General features: G+C 68.0%; 14 protein-coding genes. 1 reads left to right on the forward strand and 13 read right to left on the reverse strand.

Features of this window, described 5'->3' with window-relative positions; translation table 11 throughout:
• Nucleotides 1-97: 97 nt before the first annotated feature.
• The 12 genes from DZG09_RS12405 to rpsO form a co-directional block, all read right to left on the reverse strand.
• Nucleotides 98-1,171, reverse strand: a complete 1,074-nt coding sequence (locus DZG09_RS12405) for an aldo/keto reductase (protein WP_338039998.1) — start codon at nucleotides 1,169-1,171, stop codon at nucleotides 98-100.
• A 113-nt stretch (nucleotides 1,172-1,284) separates the two neighbouring features.
• On the reverse strand, nucleotides 1,285-3,531 hold the full coding sequence (locus DZG09_RS12410; protein ID WP_119698077.1) for a polyribonucleotide nucleotidyltransferase: 2,247 nt from the start codon (nucleotides 3,529-3,531) through the stop codon (nucleotides 1,285-1,287).
• A 254-nt stretch (nucleotides 3,532-3,785) separates the two neighbouring features.
• Nucleotides 3,786-5,804 (reverse strand): glycosyltransferase, encoded by a 2,019-nt coding sequence (locus tag DZG09_RS12415; RefSeq protein ID WP_119698078.1) that lies wholly within the window; start codon nucleotides 5,802-5,804, stop codon nucleotides 3,786-3,788.
• A 220-nt stretch (nucleotides 5,805-6,024) separates the two neighbouring features.
• A complete protein-coding gene (locus tag DZG09_RS12420) occupies nucleotides 6,025-6,672 on the reverse strand; it encodes a CE1759 family FMN reductase (protein ID WP_119698079.1) in 648 nt (215 codons plus the stop codon).
• Nucleotides 6,669-7,865: an LLM class flavin-dependent oxidoreductase gene (locus DZG09_RS12425; protein ID WP_420845909.1), complete on the reverse strand. Its 1,197-nt coding sequence runs from the start codon at nucleotides 7,863-7,865 to the stop codon at nucleotides 6,669-6,671. Before DZG09_RS12425 ends, DZG09_RS12420 begins: the two co-directional genes overlap by 4 nt.
• Nucleotides 7,866-8,111: 246 nt before the next feature.
• Nucleotides 8,112-9,041, reverse strand: coding sequence for a LysR family transcriptional regulator (locus DZG09_RS12430; protein WP_205529168.1), 930 nt, complete (start codon nucleotides 9,039-9,041; stop codon nucleotides 8,112-8,114).
• Nucleotides 9,042-9,085: 44 nt separating this feature from the next.
• Entirely contained in the window at nucleotides 9,086-9,883 is a 798-nt protein-coding gene (locus DZG09_RS12435; RefSeq protein WP_119698082.1) for an ABC transporter ATP-binding protein, read from the reverse strand.
• Nucleotides 9,884-9,894: 11 nt separating this feature from the next.
• Complete coding sequence (locus tag DZG09_RS12440; protein ID WP_119698298.1) at nucleotides 9,895-10,674, reverse strand: ABC transporter permease; 780 nt, start codon at nucleotides 10,672-10,674, stop codon at nucleotides 9,895-9,897.
• Nucleotides 10,671-11,492, reverse strand: coding sequence for an ABC transporter permease (locus DZG09_RS12445; protein ID WP_119698083.1), 822 nt, complete (start codon nucleotides 11,490-11,492; stop codon nucleotides 10,671-10,673). Before DZG09_RS12445 ends, DZG09_RS12440 begins: the two co-directional genes overlap by 4 nt.
• Nucleotides 11,470-12,456 (reverse strand): ABC transporter substrate-binding protein, encoded by a 987-nt coding sequence (locus tag DZG09_RS12450; protein WP_119698084.1) that lies wholly within the window; start codon nucleotides 12,454-12,456, stop codon nucleotides 11,470-11,472. Before DZG09_RS12450 ends, DZG09_RS12445 begins: the two co-directional genes overlap by 23 nt.
• 42 nt (nucleotides 12,457-12,498) lie before the next feature.
• The gene (locus DZG09_RS12455; RefSeq protein WP_205529170.1) at nucleotides 12,499-14,151 is read right to left on the reverse strand and encodes a thiamine pyrophosphate-binding protein; all 1,653 of its coding nucleotides are present in this window, start codon (nucleotides 14,149-14,151) and stop codon (nucleotides 12,499-12,501) included.
• A 216-nt stretch (nucleotides 14,152-14,367) separates the two neighbouring features.
• A complete protein-coding gene (gene rpsO / locus DZG09_RS12460; RefSeq protein WP_119698085.1) occupies nucleotides 14,368-14,637 on the reverse strand; it encodes a 30S ribosomal protein S15 in 270 nt (89 codons plus the stop codon).
• A gap of 112 nt (nucleotides 14,638-14,749) precedes the next feature.
• Here rpsO and DZG09_RS16640 point away from each other — a divergent pair, with 112 nt between their 5' ends.
• Nucleotides 14,750-14,929 (forward strand): hypothetical protein, encoded by a 180-nt coding sequence (locus DZG09_RS16640; protein ID WP_162893309.1) that lies wholly within the window; start codon nucleotides 14,750-14,752, stop codon nucleotides 14,927-14,929.
• 191 nt (nucleotides 14,930-15,120) lie between these two features.
• Here the strand turns inward: DZG09_RS16640 and DZG09_RS12470 are convergent, their stop codons facing one another.
• Entirely contained in the window at nucleotides 15,121-15,669 is a 549-nt protein-coding gene (locus DZG09_RS12470; protein ID WP_119698087.1) for a YceI family protein, read from the reverse strand.
• Nucleotides 15,670-15,848: the final 179 nt, after the last annotated feature.

The following is a 15,848-nucleotide window of genomic DNA, read 5'->3' on the forward strand; positions in this document are numbered from 1 at the left end:
CGCCACATTGCGCGGCCATGTCCAGCCTATCGGAGCACGGCGCCGCGCGCGCCGCGCCCGATCGACCACCTTCCCAACCGCGGGTGAACAGCGCGTTCTAGTGCGCGGCCTTCTGCAGGTCGGCGATGTGGGCCCTGGAGAGCGAGATGCCCGCGCCCTGCACCAGCTCGTCGACGTGGAGCGCTTCGAAGGCGTTGGCGATCGGCGCCACGACGCCGGCCTGCGCGCGCAGCCACGCGACGGCGACGGCCGCCAGCGGCACGCTCAGTTCGGCGGAGATCCGGTCGAACACCCTGAGCACCTTCGTGCCCCTGCGGTTCATCCGCTCGGCGAGCTGCGCGCCCCTGGTGGATGCGGCCGCCTGGGAGCGCGATCGGTGCCTGCCGGTGAGGAACCCGTGCTCGAGGGGATGTGACGGGGTCAGCGCGATGCCCTGAGCACGGGCGACCAGGCGCAGATCGCCTTCGTAGTCCTCGCGCCGCAGCGCGTTGTACGGCACGTCGATCACGGGAATGCGCGGATAGCCCGCAGAAGCGAGGATGCGCATCTCGACGAGCTGATTCGCGGTGAGTCCGTACGCGCCGATCACACGTGCCTTGCCGGTCTCGACGAGCCAGTCAGCCGTTGCCAGCGCGTCCTCCAGCGGCACGTCGTCGAGTTCGGATGCGTCGAAGTAGAGCAGGTCGATGCGATCGGTGCCCAGTCGTTCCAGCGACGATTCGACCGCGCGGACGAGAGGCACGGAACCGAGCCCCGGATGATCCGGATGTCCGCCGATGCGCACACCGACGACGGTGTCCTCGCGCACGCCGCGGCTGGCGAGCCACCGACCGATGATGTGCTCGCTGCGCCCTGCCGCGAAGCTGTCCGCAGTGTGGATGGCGTTGCCGCCGTACTCGAAGTAGCGGTCGAGCACGTCGAAGCTCGTCTGCTGGTCGATCGTCCAGCCGAACTCTCCGCCGCCGAGGATCAGCGGGAACACGTCGAGCCCGGATTCGCCGAGGGGTTCGCGCAGCGCGGCGCCGAGCCCCGGCCCGATCGTGGGGATCGGCTCGGACGGGTGCACCGGTCCGTCGACCTGCGCCAGCGTGAGGTCTGCGGCGTGCGAAGCCATCTGCGGCGCACCCGTCTGCTCGAAGCCTGTCGTCTTTCGGCGGAGCCGGTGGTTCACGATCCCTCCCCTGATCACGCGTCACCATACAGCGGAAGGGCTCGGTTCCCCGCTTCCCTCACCGGGAAGCCGAGAACCGAGCCCGAATGCGCCGCCGCGGGGCGGGCGCTGCCTTACTCCGCCGGAGCGGCTTCCTCCGCCTGCTCCTCGATGACGGGCTCGAGCGCGAGCTTGCCGCGATCGTCGATCTCGGCGATCCGGACCAGGATCTTCTGGCCGACCGAGAGCACGGCGTCGATCTCCTCGACGCGCTTGCCGCCGTTGAGCTTGCGGATCTGCGTCACGTGCAGGCGGCCGTCCTTGCCAGGCATCAGCGAGATGAACGCACCGGACGGGATGATCTTCACGACCGTGCCGAGGAACTGCTCGCCGACCTCGGGGTTGGACGGGTTGGCGATCGCGTTCACCTGCGCGCGGGCCGCTTCGGCCGTCGGGCCGTCGGTCGCGCCGATGTAGACGGTGCCGTCGTCCTCGATCGAGATCGTGGCCCCGGTCTCGTCCTGGATGCCGTTGATCGTCTTGCCCTTGGGGCCGATCAGCTCGCCGATCTTGTCAGCCGGGATCTGCACGCTGATCACGCGCGGCGCCGTCGGCGCCATCTCGTCCGGCGAGTCGATCGCGGAGTTCAGCACGTCGAGGATGCGCAGACGCGCCTCCTTGGCCTGCGTCAGCGCGCCGGCGAGCACCTCGCTGGGGATGCCGTCGAGCTTCGTGTCGAGCTGCAGTGCGGTGACGAACTCGCTGGTGCCTGCGACCTTGAAATCCATGTCGCCGAGCGCGTCCTCCGCGCCGAGGATGTCGGTCAGCGCCGCATAGCGTGTCTGACCGTCGGTCTCCTCGGAGACGAGGCCCATCGCGATGCCGGCGACGGGTGCGCGCAGCGGCACGCCCGCGTTCAGTAGGGAGAGCGTCGAGGCGCACACGGAGCCCATCGACGTCGAGCCGTTGGAGCTGAGCGCCTCCGACACCTGACGGATCGCGTAGGGGAACTCGTCGCGGCTGGGCAGCACCGGCAGGAGCGCACGCTCTGCCAGGAACCCGTGACCGATCTCGCGGCGCTTCGGGCTTCCCACTCGACCGGTCTCACCGGTCGAGTACGGCGGGAAGTTGTAGTGATGCATGTACCGCTTGCTCGTCGTGGGCGACAGCGAGTCGATCTGCTGCTCCAGCTTGAGCATGTTCAGCGTCGTGATGCCCATGATCTGGGTCTCGCCGCGCTGGAAGATCGCGGAGCCGTGCACGCGCGGGATGACCTGCACCTCGGCATCGAGCGGCCGGATGTCGGCGAGCCCGCGGCCGTCGATGCGCGCACCCTCGGTGAGGATGCGCCCGCGCACGATCTTCTTCGTGACGGACTTCCACGCCGCGGAGAACTCCGCCGTCGCGGCGGCGGGGAGCTCGCCGGACTCCGTCTTCGCAGCGACGGCTTCCTTGACGGAGGCCTTCAGCGCGTCGTCGGCGTTCTGCCGCTCCTGCTTGTCGCCGATCTGGTAGATCTTCTCGAGCTCGGCGAGCGCCTTGCCCTCGACGAAGTCGTACGTCTCGGTGCTGTACGGGGGGAACGTCGCGAACTCGAGCGGCTCCTTGGTCGAACCCGCGGCCATCTTCGACTGCGCCTCGACGAGCTGCTTGATGAACGGCTTGGCCGCCTCGAGACCGCCGGCGACGATCTCCTCGTTCGGCTTCACGGCGCCGCCGGAGATGTGGTTCCAGCTGCTCTCGGTCGCCTCGGCCTCGACCATCATGATCGCGACATCGCCGTTGTCGAGCACGCGGCCTGCGACCATCAGGTCGAACACCGCCTGGTCGACCTGCTCGGCGTTCGGGAACGCGACCCACTGGTCCTCGTTCGAGCCGAAGCCGGGGATGAGCGCGAGGCGCACACCGGCGATCGGGCCGGAGAACGGCAGACCGGAGATCTGGGTGGACGCGGAGGCCGCGTTGATCGCGAGCGCGTCGTAGTACTCGCCCGGTGCGATCGAGAGGACCGTGATGACGATCTGCACCTCGTTGCGCAGTCCGTCGACGAACGACGGGCGCAGCGGGCGGTCGATCAGTCGGCAGACGAGGATCGCGTCGGTCGAGGGGCGGGCCTCGCGGCGGAAGAACGATCCGGGGATCTTCCCCGCCGCGTATGCGCGCTCCTCGACGTCGACCGTGAGCGGGAAGAAGTCGAAGCCCTCACGGGGGTTCTTCGACGCGCTCGTGGCCGAGAGCAGCATGGTCTCGTCGTCGAGGTACGCCGCGACCGCCCCCTGCGCCTGCTGCGCGAGACGGCCGGTTTCGAAGCGAACGGTGCGGGTGCCGAAGCGGCCGTTATCGAGAACGGCCTCGGCTGCGGTGATTTCAGGACCTTCCAAGAGGTCTCTCCTTCTTTCGAGCCCGCGACGCACGCGGGCGAACTTCAGGAGCAGGAGCTAAGGAGTTCCGTGCTGGCCACCAGGAGAAACCCACCGGCCGATCTGCCGGGAAGCCACTTCTAGGGACCAGCTCCTGCGAGCCTGCTCCACGAACGTATTCAGTTGGCGAAGACCGCACAGGTCTTCCCGACCGATCCTATCAGCGGCGCCCGCCTCGGGTCTGCGAACCCGGATGAACGGGGCGGGGCGAACGGTCACAGCGCTTCCGCGCCGTCGTGGCGGCTCCGCCTGCCCCGCACCTCGACATAGTCGGTGTGCTTGGCGCTGAGGCCGTCGCCCGCCGTGCGTCCGCGCATCCTGCGCCACGCCCACGGCAGCACGTGCCTGGTGATCCAGCGCCCATCAGGGTCGTCGGCATCCTCGTGGAACGCCCTGTCCAGTGCCGCGAGCTGTTCGGCATCACGCACCCCGAGCACCTCGGCGGCACGATAGGCGATGAGCCGGTGCCCCGACGAGCGCAGGTGCACTTTGTCGGCCGCCCAGTTGTCGACGTCGCTCAGCTCGGGCAGCGCGTCGCTGTCGAAGAGGATGCTCCCCGTCTCCTTCGCGATGCGGCGCAGCTCGCTCGAGTACGCGGCGAAGCGCCTGGCGAACATTCTGGCGGCGAGGCGCCGAGGCAGGAAGGGCGTGATCAGCATCACGTCGATCCCCGCCGCTCGCAGCCTGCGCACCGAATGCTCGAGTTCTGCGGCGAGCGCGTACGGGTCGGCCGAGTGGCCCACGAGGTCGTTGTGCCCCATCAGGATGGAGACGAGGTCGGGCTTCAGTTCGAGCGCCGCAGGCACCTGCTCCGCGGCGAGGTCGCGCACGCGCCGACTGCGCACGGCGAGGTTCGCGAACCGGAACGGCTTGCGCCGCGAACGGGAGGCGTCCTGCCCGAGCAGCATCGCGAGCCGGTCGGCCCAGCCTCTGTACTGTCCGTCCGGCATCCGCGAGCTGTCGCACAGCCCCTCTGTGAGTGAGTCCCCGAGCGCCACGAATTTCGCCCAGCGACGTGTCGGCGCGGCCTCCGCCGCCGCGACGCGCCGGTCTCCGCGGGCCATCAGCGCGCCGTCGAAGCGCCGCAGACGGGCGGCCTCCCCGTAGTGGTCGACGAGCTGTTCCGTCAGCGCCGCCCAGGTGCGCGAGCGCACGCTGTCGCGCGCCGCGAGGGCGAACGACGCCCGCTTCGCGTCGTCGCCGAGCAGATCGGCGACTCTCGCCCGCAGATCGTCGAGATCGCCCGGCCGGTAGAGCCAGCCGTCCACGCTGGAGCGCACCAGGTCGACCGGTCCGCCGCGGCCGGTCGCGACGACGGGGACGCCGGATGCGAGTGCTTCCTGCACGGTCTGGCAGAACGTCTCGCTCTCCCCCGGATGCACGAACACGTCGAAGCTGGCGACCGCCTCGGCGAGGTCGTCACCGCCGAGGAAACCGGTGAACACGGCGCCGGGCAGCTCGCGCTCCAGTCGCTCGCGCTCCGGCCCGTCCCCGACGACCACCAGCCGTGTGCCGGGCAGATCGGCGACCGCACGGAGATCGTCCACCTGTTTCTCCGGCGCGAGCCTGCCGACGTAGCCGACGATCTTCTCCTCGCCGGAGGGTGCCGAGACGAGCTCGCTCCCGTTCCACCCGGAGAGCACGTCGCGCCGCCAGGAGTCGCTGCGGCGCGCCGGCGAGAACCGCGCGGCGTCGACGCCCCTGCCCCAGCGCCCGATGCGATCGACGCCGAGGCCCTCGAGCTGATCGTGCGCGTGCGAGGAGGGAGCGAGCGTGAGCGTGGCGCGCTTGTGCAGGCGCGCGATGTGCGACTGCACGAGCGGAGCCGCACCGGGCACCCCGTATCGCTCCGCGTACGAGATGACATCGGTCTGGTAGATCGCGACGGTCGGCAGGCCGAGCCCGTCGGCGGCGACGAGGCCCTGCCACCCGAGGACCGCCGGAGAGGCGAGGTGCACCATGTCCGGCTCGAACTCGGCGAGGATCCGCTTCAGCTGCACGACGGGAGCGAGCGCCACTCTGACATCCGGGTAGCTCGGCAGCGGCACCGACGTCAGGTACGTCGTCTCCGGCACTTCGACGCCCGCGACGTCCTCGGGCTGCCCTGGTGCCTTCGGAGCGATGACCAGTGTGTCGTGCCCCAGGTTGCGCAGATGGTGCACGACGTGCAGAACGGAGCCTGTGACCCCGTTCATATGAGGAAGGAACGATTCAGCGACGATCGCGACTCGCATGGCTCCAGAATCCCGGATCAGCACGCCGCAGACGGCCGTTCACGCCCGGGTTCGGCAACTGTTCACGAAGCGTCCGCCGTTCGTTCGCCGCTTTGTCGGTCCGCGGTCCGCGGTCTCAGGCTGTCGCGCGGTGTCGTGCCGCATGGGGCGACGACGACCGACCGCACTGTGCGCAGAGGTCTCCCTCCCCCGCAGGCGACGACCCGGACTCCCGTGACGCTCAGCGGACGGGAGGGTTCGCGAGCAGGTCGGCGAACGAGCCGTTCTCTCCCAGATACGACTCCGGGCTGAACGGATCGGCTGGCACCGCGCGCTCTGCCTCGGTCATCCGGTCGGCCAGCTCGCGCGCGGCCCGGTCGATGCGCTGCTGCAGCGGAGCAACCCGATCGGCGCTCTCACCCCAGTCGTCGCTCGAGGCGAACACTCCCGTCGAGACGGGCTCCGCGTGCAGGTACGTGAACAGCGGACGCATCGCGTAGTCGATGGCGAGCGAGTGGCGAGGCGTGCCAGCCGTCGCCGCCAGCAGCACCGGCATTCCAGCGAGCGCGTCGCGGTCGAGCGCGTCGACCCAGCTCTTGAACAGACCCGAGTAGCTGGTCGAGAAGATCGGCGAGACCACGACGACGGCATCAGCCCCAGCGACGAAGTCATTCATCTCCGCGAGCGGCTTCGGCGCGAAGCCGGTGAGCACACTGTTGGTGATGTCGTGTGCGAAGTCGCGAAGCTCGAACACGCGCGAGGAGGTTTCCGTTCCACGCCCCGCGAGATCCTTCGTCACCGCCTGCAGGATGCGGTCGGCGAGCAGGCGTGTCGACGAGGGGTCGCTGAGGCCCGCCGAGACGACCGCGATCTGCGTAGCGCCCGTCACTTCGCCCCTCCGAGTCCGAATGCGCTGCCCTGCGGGGCCCGCGTGTCCTGGTAGGGCGAGCCGCCCGTGACGTTGTCGCCGCGGTTCGCGTTGGGCCGCGGCTGACGCGCCGGACCGTCGCCGTAGGCGGCTCGCACACGCGCCGCATGCGTCGGGGCATCCGGCACCGTCTCCGGCCGCCCGGCGTCGAGTTCCTTGCGGAGCACCGGCACGACGTCCTGCCCCAGGAAGTCGATCTGCTCGAGCACGATCTTCAGCGGCAGACCTGCGTGGTCCATCAGGAACAGCTGGCGCTGGTAGTCGCCGTAGGCATCGCGCATAGACGCGTACCGGTCAATCACCTGCTGCGGCGAGCCGACCGTGAGAGGTGTCATCTCCGTGAAGTCCTCCATAGTCGGTCCGTTGCCGTACACGGGTGCCTCGTTGAAGTAGGGCCGGAACTGGTCGATCGCGTCCTGCGAGTTCTTCGCCATGAACGCCTGACCGCCGAGGCCGACGATCGCCTGCTCGGCCGTGCCGTGGCCATAGTGCTCGAAGCGCTGCCGGTACAGACCGATCAGCCGCTGGTAGTGCTCCTTCGGCCAGAAGATGTTGTTCGCGAAGAAGCCGTCGCCGTAGTACGCGGCCTGTTCGGCGATCTCCGGGGTGCGGATCGAGCCGTGCCACACGAACGGCGGCACATCGTCCAGCGGTCGTGGCGTCGACGTGAAGCCCTGCAGCGCGGTGCGGAACTTCCCCTCGAAGTCGACGACGTCTTCGCGCCACAGCCGGTGCAGCAGCTGGTAGTTCTCGATCGCCAGCGGCAGACCCTGCCGGATGTCCTGGCCGAACCACGGGTAGACCGGGCCGGTGTTGCCGCGGCCCATCACGAGGTCGACGCGGCCTCCCGACAGGTGCTGCAGCATCGCATAGTCCTCGGCGATCTTCACCGGGTCGTTCGTGGTGATCAGCGTCGTCGCGGTCGACAGGATGATCCGCTCCGTCTGAGCCGCGATGTACGCCAGCGTCGTGGTCGGAGACGAGGAGAAGAACGGAGGGTTGTGGTGCTCGCCGATCGCGAAGACGTCGAGCCCCGCCTCTTCGGCGTGCGTCGCGATCGTGACCGCGTCGCGGATGCGCTGCGCCTCACTCGGCGTCTCCCCCGTGACGGGGTTGCGGGTGATGTCGCTCACCGAGAACAGGCCGAACTGCATGGCCGGGGAGGCGGTCGTGTCGCTCATGGCATCTCCGATCGATTTGTATGCGAATGAATATACACGGTGCAACGCCCGCGACACGAATCTATTCCCCTGCGTCGGCATCGCCCGGTCCGCCGCGGCTCACCGTCGCGACGATGCGCGTAGCGCTCGGCAACAGAGGTTCCCGTCCCCCGCCTGCGGCGCCCACCCGGACGTCGCGGAGCGCTGGCACACGGACCTGCTGGGGACACGGTAGGGGGCTCACGGCGACCGCGGCAGCGCGGGCGCGAGGATGTTCTGCTGGCCGTTCCGGATGGCTGCGAGCACGGTGTCCTGGAACCAGCGCAGGGCGGGCGCATCGCTGTGCGCCGTTCGGGCGTACAGCTTCACCTCGACGGGCGCGATCGGGAAAGGAAGCGCTCGGTACACGAGCGACTGGGAAGCCGACCACGCTTCGGCGAGGCTGCGGGGCGTCGTCGCGACGAGGGTGCCTCGCTCGAGAAGCGTCGGAAGCGTCGAGAAGTGGTTCACGCTGAACCGAGCCTGCGGAATGCCGCCGAGCGCGTGCAGCGCGTTCTCGACATTCGGCCGCCCGGAGTCGCGCACGACGGCCACATGGTCGGCGGTGCGGTACGCGTCGAAGTCCAGGCGCCGCGTCGCCAGAGGGTGGCTGCGCGACATCAGCGCCACGTACTGCTCGACCTTGATCGTGTGGGTTTCGAAGTCGCCGGGGATCGGCGCAGAGTTGATCGCGAGGTCCACGGCGCCGCGCGTCAGCCTGTCGGCGATCGTCGCGTGGTCGAGTGCCTCCGTTTCGAGGGCGATGAGCGGCCCTGCTCCCATCAGCGCTGCCGCGATGTCGTCGAACCAGTGCAGTTCGCCGAGTTCGGACAGTGCCATCCGGAATCGCCGTCGCGACGAAGCGGGGTCGAAGCCCCGCGTCGCCACGGCCCCGTCGATGCGTTCGAGCGATTCGCGGATAGACGGGTACAGCTCCTCCGCGAAGGGCGTCGGCAGCATCCGGCGCGCCTCCCGGAAGAACAGGTCGTCAGCGAGATCGCGTCGAAGGCGCGCCAGCGACTGGCTGATCGCCGGCTGGGTGACGTGCATCACCCGCGCCGCGCCCGTGAGGCTGCGCGCCTCGTAGACGGCGATGAACACGCGCAAGAGATTCAGGTCCAGAGTCGACACCTTTGACGAGGGGGCTTCCTGCCGACGGCCGACGGGCTGACCTGTCACGGAGCCGCCTGAACCGCACCAGTCGACATGATAAGGCTCGATTCCTTGATGTTGCGCCACACGATGGAGCGCAGTCGAGCGAACTCCGGCAGCTGTTTGGTCTCGAGCTGGTCCCGCGGCTCAGGCAGGTGCACCATCAGCTTCTCGTCGATGAAGGTCGGACGCGGCCCCATGATGAGGATGCTGTCGGCCAGATACACCGACTCGTCGATGTCGTGCGTGACGAAGACGACCGTGATGCCGAATTCCTTCCGCACCTGGAAGACGAGATCCTCGAGGTCCGCGCGGGTCTGCGCGTCGAGCGCGCCGAACGGCTCGTCCATCAGCAGGATCCGCGGCTGATAGGCCAGTCCGCGCGCGATCGCCACGCGCTGCTGCATGCCGCCGGAGAGCTGCCAGGGGTACCTGTCGCCGAGACCGCGCAGGCCGACGGCCTGCAGGGTCCGCTCGACTCGCGCGACGACCTCCGATCTCGACAGCCTCAGCCTTCTGAGCGGGAACGCGATGTTGTCCGCCACACGCATCCACGGATAAAGGGAGTTCGCATAGTCCTGGAACACCAGCGCGATCTGCTCTGGCGGACCTGTGACGTCGACGCCGTCGACGCTGACCCGGCCTCCCGTCGGTCTGAGCAGTCCTGCCATCAGCTTCAGCACGGTCGTCTTGCCGCAGCCGGATGGACCGACCATCGTGACGATCTGCCCCTCTTCGATGGTGAAGCTGAGGTCTTCGACGGCGAGCGTGCCGGTGCCTGGATCGCCGTAGCGCTTGCTTACGGATTCGAGCGTGAGCATAGGTTGTCCAATCAGCTGACGGCCGCGTGCGACCTGAGGTGCCATCCGAGGGCGAGCCGTTCCACCCCGGTGAAGACGAGATTGAGGAGGTAGCCGAGGATTCCGAGCAGCAGAATGCCCGACCACATGTCGGCGAGCGCGAACGAACGCTGCGCCTGCACGATGAAGTAGCCGACGCCGTTCGTCGACGCGACCATCTCGCTGATCACCATCAGGATGATCGCCAGCGGCAGCGCGGTCCTGATGCCGGCGAAGATCTGCGGCGATGCCGCACGGAGCTCGACGTGCACGAGGTGATCCCACGCCCGGATGCGGTAGACGCGGTCGGTGCTGCGCAGCGTCGGCTCTATTCCCGCGATGCCGTCCATCGTGTTCAGCAGGATCGGCCACACGCACACAAACGCGATCAGGGCGACCTTGGCCGTCGAGTCGACGCCGATGGCGATGATCGTGAAGGGCAGCAGTGCGGGAGGCGGAACGGCGCGCAGGAATTCGACGACCGGGCCCGCCTGTCGCCGCAGCCATGCGACCTTGCCGAGCAGCAGACCGAGGCCGACGCCCACGACGATCGCGATCGCGAACCCGATCAGCAGCCTCACCAGACTCGGCGCCACATCGCTCATCACTCGCGAGAACAGCCAGTTCTGCTGGAAAGCGACGAGCACGTCCTGGAAGGGCGGGAAGTAGAAGCTGCCGGCCGCGTTGGTGAACACGAAGATCGCCGCGACGACCAGCAGCGGCGTCGCGATCTCGGCCGACACGTAGAGTGCATTCCGACGTGAGCTGGTCATTCCGATGCCTCCCGGTGCGACGGATGCCATCGCAGCATGCGCCGCTCCACCGCGGCGAACAGCGCGTTCAGGATCACACCGAGGATGCCCGCGAGCAGCACGTACGCGTACATGGCGGCGACCGCCGAGCCCTGCCTGGCCTCGTTGATCTGCTGCCCGATGCCGCCTGCACCCACGACGATCTCCCCCGTGAGCACGAGGATCAGCGCCACAGTCGAGGCGATCCGGACGCCGGTGGCGATGTACGGAATCGCACTCGGCAGGACGACGCGAAGCGCGACGTCCATCCTGCGGATCTGAAAGGAACGGGCCGTATCGACCTGAGTGGGCATCACGTTCCTGATGCCGTACGTCGTCTGCACGAGCATCGGCCAGAGCGAGGCGAACGCCGCGAGGAACACCGTGCCGCCCGAGAGGTTGTCCGCGAACAGCAGGAACACCAGCGGGATCAGCGCGACCGAGGGCACGGGGCGCAGGAACTCGACGATCGGACGGGTCGCGCGATAGGCCAGCTCGTTCGCCCCCACGACAAGACCGAGCAGGACGCCGGCGAGCACGGCGATCAGCAGGCCGAGCGCCCAGGACCGCAGCGTCTCGGCGATCGCGATCCACGCCGTCGCGCCGCCGAGCAGCTCGAACAGTGTCGCGAACGTCTCGGTCGGAGGTGGGAGGAATCGGCTCGGCAGCAGGTCGGTCCTGGTCGACAGCTCCGCGAGGAGCAGCACGACGACGACCCCGCCGAGCGAGCCGATTCCGTGCACGAACCACCGGATGGCCGATCGCGCAGTCCCCCGGTCAGGGAGTGTGGATGAGGTCATCTGCGCTCGGTCGCTCCTCGATCGTGCCGTACTCCTCGGTGAAGTCGAGCAGCTGCATCATCCTGTCCATGTCGAGTTCCGCGTTGAACACGGGCAGCCGCATGCGCTCCGCGACGTCCTCCGGCACCTGGGTGAACGTCGGGATCGCCGCGCGCACCTCATCCGGGTTGTCCGTCGCGAACTCGATCGACTTCGTGATCGCCTGCACATACCCCTCGACGGCCTCGGAGTTCTCCGCGATGAACTGCTCGGTCGCCTGATAGGCGCCGTTGGGGAAATCAGCTCCCAGGTTCGCGTACGGGGTATCCACCACACGACCTCCCGCATCGAGCACCTGCGTGACGAAGGGCTCCGGCACGAGCGCCGCATCGAGGTGTCCCTGCTCGAGCGCGGCCGGCATCTCGGGGAACGGGATCTCGGTCAGCTCGACGTCCGCGTCATCGATGCCCTGATTCTCGAGGGAGGACCGGACCTGGATCTCGGCGACGCCCTTGAGCACGTTCACGCCGATCGTCGCTGTCGCGAGATCGTCCGCATCCTGCACCGGGCTGTCCGCGCCGGCGACGACGACCTGCCAGTCGACATCCGGGGTCGCTCCGCCGACATCGTTGCCCGCGATGAACTTCAGCGGAAGCCCCTGACTGATCGCCGTGTACACGGGCACGTATCCGCCGCAGATGATGTCGAAGGTGCCGCCGACAGCGCCGGTGATCATCTCGCTCCCCGACTGGACGGTCTGCACCTCGAGATCGATGCCGACCTCGTCGAAGAACCCCTGCTCGATTCCGATGTAGATCGGCGCCATGTTCGCCGTCGCCAGCGCGGCGATGGTGATCGTCTGCTCGCCCTCGGCGTTCTGCTCGCTGGCCCCGCCGTCCGGCCCGCACGCTGTGAGGGTCGTCGCCAGCGCAATGGTTGCGGCCCCGGCGATGATCGCCGTGGTCCGTCGGAGTCGGTACGTCATTGTCTTTCCTCCTGTGTGCACGAGGCCGAGCGGCCCCGAGGTCTAGTTCTCTTCCATCGAGTGCTCGAGGAGCCACGATGGGAACGCCGCGATCTTCGCGTCGATGACCAGCGGGGTGAGCCTGTCTCCTGCGAGCCATTCGGCCACGGGAGCGAGGTCGCGCTCATGACGGACGGTGATGGCATCGCACCCGTAGCCGCGAGCGAGCGCCGCGATGTCGGTCTCGGGGAACGAGACCGTGTCGAGCTTGTCCGTCTCGTGTTTGAAGTGCTGCACCTCGGCGCCGTAGGCGCTGTCGTTGTAGACGATCACGAGCATTCCCAGTCGCAGCCTCACCGCGGTGTCGAGCTCGACGTGCGACATCATGAAGCCGCCGTCGCCGACGCCGACGACGGGCACGCGCCCCTGGTTGGCCAGTGCTGCCCCGATCCCGCTCGACAGTGCGAGTCCGATCGACTGGAACGCAAGCGGAACGCTGTATCCGCGCTGATCCGGGACTCGGAGGAACGCGCCGGGATAGCCGTTGAAGTTGCCTCCGTCCGGCACGACGACGCGCTCATCCGGCACGACGTCATCGATGGCGATCGTCAGCGTACGGGGGTCGATCTTTCCGTCTTCGACGACCTCGTCGAACGGTTGGTCCCTCCAGTGCCGGTTGGCCGCGACGCGCTCCGCGACCTCGGGCGTCCTGTAGCCCTCTCCTGACCAGCCTGCCTCACGCAGCTGCTCGCCGACCGCATCAGCTGTGAGTGCCGCATCGCCCAGCACGCCGGCCGTGACCGGGTAGTGCCAGCCGATCGCCTCGCGCGTGTCGTCGACCTGGATGACCGTCTTGTCCCGCAGCAGGCTTCCGCCGAGCGTCGTCCAGCGGTTCAGCGCGGCTCCGAACACGATGAGCACGTCGGCCTCGGCGACGAGCTGAGCCGATCCGTGGGTGGCGAAGCCGCCCATCACGTCGAGATGCCACGGGTCGGTGCGGAACAGCCCGCGACCAGCCGCCGACGTCGTCAGCAGCGCACCCGAGAGCTCGGCGAGCCGACCCAGTTCCTCCTCCGCGTGCCACGCGCCGCGGCCGGCGAGGATCACGGGGCGCTCCGCCCCGCGCAGCGCGGCAGCGATGCGGTCGACCGAATCGCCCGAGGCCGTCGCGGCCGCCTTGTCCGGCATCGATGGCACGAGCGCGTCATCCCATTCGATCTCCGCCGCCTGGACGTCGAGCGGCAGGGAGAGCACGACAGTGCGGCGGTCGACCGCCGCGGAGACGAAGGCGCGGTACGCGTCCTTCACAGCCGTCGCAGCACGATGGATGCGGGTCGCGCGAGCACCGAGCGCCGTCACGGCAGCGTCCTGATCGATGAAGAAGTTCGACATCGACTGGTCGGCCGGAGTATCGCCGGTCACCACGATGATCGGCGTTCGTGCCTTCGAAGCCTCCCCGATCCCGGTAAGCGCATTCGACAGTCCGCAGCCCTGATGCACGCTGACCACCGAGGGGACTCCGGATGCTCGCGTATAAGCGTCGGCCATGCAGGTGGCACCCATTTCATGCCGAGCGGCGACGAACTCCACTCCCTCGTCGATCAGCGCGTTCGTGACATGGAAGTTGCCGCTGCCCACCACGCCGAAGGCGCGATCGACTCCCAGTCGTGCAAGTGTGCGCCCAACGGCCTCGGCAACAGTGATGATCTCGGACACCAGGGCTTCCTCTCAACGGTGAGTGTGCGTCCGAGCGTAGGGCTACTCCGCCGCCACTACGACTAATCATTTCTTGGCGTCCCCATAACTCAGCCTTATTGCAATAGCGCTTCGCGTGCAATGTCCTGCCGAGTCGACGGTCCCCCGCGCGCAAGAAGGCCCGCCCCACACCGGGGACGGGCCTTCGAGAAAGCGATTGAACGCTGGTCGCGCTGCTTATCGACGCAATCCGACGCGCTCGATCAGCGAGCGGTAGCGCTCGATGTCGAGGTCGTGCAGGTACGTGAGCAGTCGACGGCGCTGACCGACGAGCAGGAACAGACCACGGCGCGAGTGGTGGTCGTGCTTGTGGTCCTTGAGGTGCTCGGTGAGGTCCTTGATGCGCTTCGACATCAGCGCGACCTGCACCTCGGGGGATCCGGTGTCACCGGGGTGCGTCGCGTACTCTTCGATGATCGCCTTCTTGACGTCTGCTGCCAGTGCCATGTAGTCGATCCCCTTTCTCCTCGTTGCGCGGCGCCCGTCACCTGATGTGCGAGCTCTCTTTATCCGCGGCCGATTGAACGGCAACCACGAAAGTCTACCGTACGATCTGATCGTGCCGAACCGCTCCTCGCACGTCATCGATCTGCGCCCCCTCACCCACCGCCCCGCATTCGCGCGCCTGTGGGTCGGCAACCTGCTGGGCGGGCTCGGCGGGCTCGCACCGATGATCGTCGCGGGCCCCGCGGCGGCATGCTGTCGCTGTTCCTCGGGCTCTGGACTCTGCCGCCGCTGAAGCCGGACGGCGGCTCATCCGCACCGGGCTCGGCGTCGCTGAAACAGGGACTGGGCTTTCTGAAGCGGGCGAGGAGCATCCGGATGCGGTTCGATCTTTCGCCGGATCATGCTGCAGACCGCGGTGTCCGACGAGTTCCGCGGCCGTGACGGCACGGCGGGGCGGTCGGAGTGCAACCGCCCCGCTCAGCCTCACTCCTGCAGTGCCGCCTGCAGGTCGAGCGTGATCTTGATGTCCTTGCCGACGAGAACACCGCCGCTTTCGAGCGCCGCGTTCCAGGTCAGGCCGAACTCTTCGCGGTCGATCTTGCCCTTCGCCGTCGCGCCGACCTTGTAATTGCCCCACGGGTCCGTGCCGAATCCGCCGAACTCGAGGTCGAAGGTCACGGGCTTGGTGGTGCCCCTGACGGTCAGCTCGCCGTCGACGAGATAGTCGCCGCCGTCCTCGCGCACACCGGTGCTGACGAAGGTCATGGTCGGGAAGTTCTCCGTGTCGAAGAAGTCGCCGCTGCGCAGGTGGCCGTCGCGACCCTCGTCCTTGGTGTCGATCGAGGCCACGTCGACCTTCGCCGTCACGCTCGCCTCGAGCGGGTTGTCCGGCAGCACGATGGTCGCTTCCTTCACGGCGAATGCGCCGCGCACCTTCGAGATCATCATGTGGCGCACTTCGAAGCCCACCTCACTGTGCGCCGGGTCGAGAGCGTAGGTTCCTGCCTTGTAGCCGGGGATGTCGATCGTCATTGTGCTGCTCCTGTGGTCGTGCCGTCGTCGCGCCATCGGATGAGGCGCACACACACTACAATACGTATGCGTCCGCATGTATTCCAACGTCGCGAGGAAATGTTCCTGAACTCCGGATGAGCCGCGCGCAGGAACGACGGAGTCGCCCGATCCGGATGGAACGGGCGACTCCGAAGGGA

It is taken from the genome of Microbacterium halotolerans, from assembly GCF_003569805.1.
Taxonomy (GTDB): Bacteria; Actinomycetota; Actinomycetes; order Actinomycetales; family Microbacteriaceae; genus Microbacterium; species Microbacterium halotolerans.

Excerpts from the sequence above, each read along its gene's own strand:
- DZG09_RS12415 (WP_119698078.1), bottom strand. The coding sequence starts at position 5,804 with ATGCGAGTCGCGATCGTCGCTGAATCGTTCCTTCCTCATATGAACGGG.
- DZG09_RS12470 (WP_119698087.1), bottom strand. The coding sequence starts at position 15,669 with ATGACGATCGACATCCCCGGCTACAAGGCAGGAACCTACGCTCTCGAC.
- DZG09_RS12450 (WP_119698084.1), bottom strand. The coding sequence starts at position 12,456 with ATGACGTACCGACTCCGACGGACCACGGCGATCATCGCCGGGGCCGCA.
- DZG09_RS12440 (WP_119698298.1), bottom strand. The coding sequence starts at position 10,674 with ATGACCAGCTCACGTCGGAATGCACTCTACGTGTCGGCCGAGATCGCG.
- rpsO (WP_119698085.1), bottom strand. The coding sequence starts at position 14,637 with ATGGCACTGGCAGCAGACGTCAAGAAGGCGATCATCGAAGAGTACGCG.
- DZG09_RS12435 (WP_119698082.1), bottom strand. The coding sequence starts at position 9,883 with ATGCTCACGCTCGAATCCGTAAGCAAGCGCTACGGCGATCCAGGCACC.
- DZG09_RS12425 (WP_420845909.1), bottom strand. The coding sequence starts at position 7,865 with ATGCAGTTCGGCCTGTTCTCGGTGAGCGACATCACCCGCAACCCCGTC.
- DZG09_RS12445 (WP_119698083.1), bottom strand. The coding sequence starts at position 11,492 with ATGACCTCATCCACACTCCCTGACCGGGGGACTGCGCGATCGGCCATC.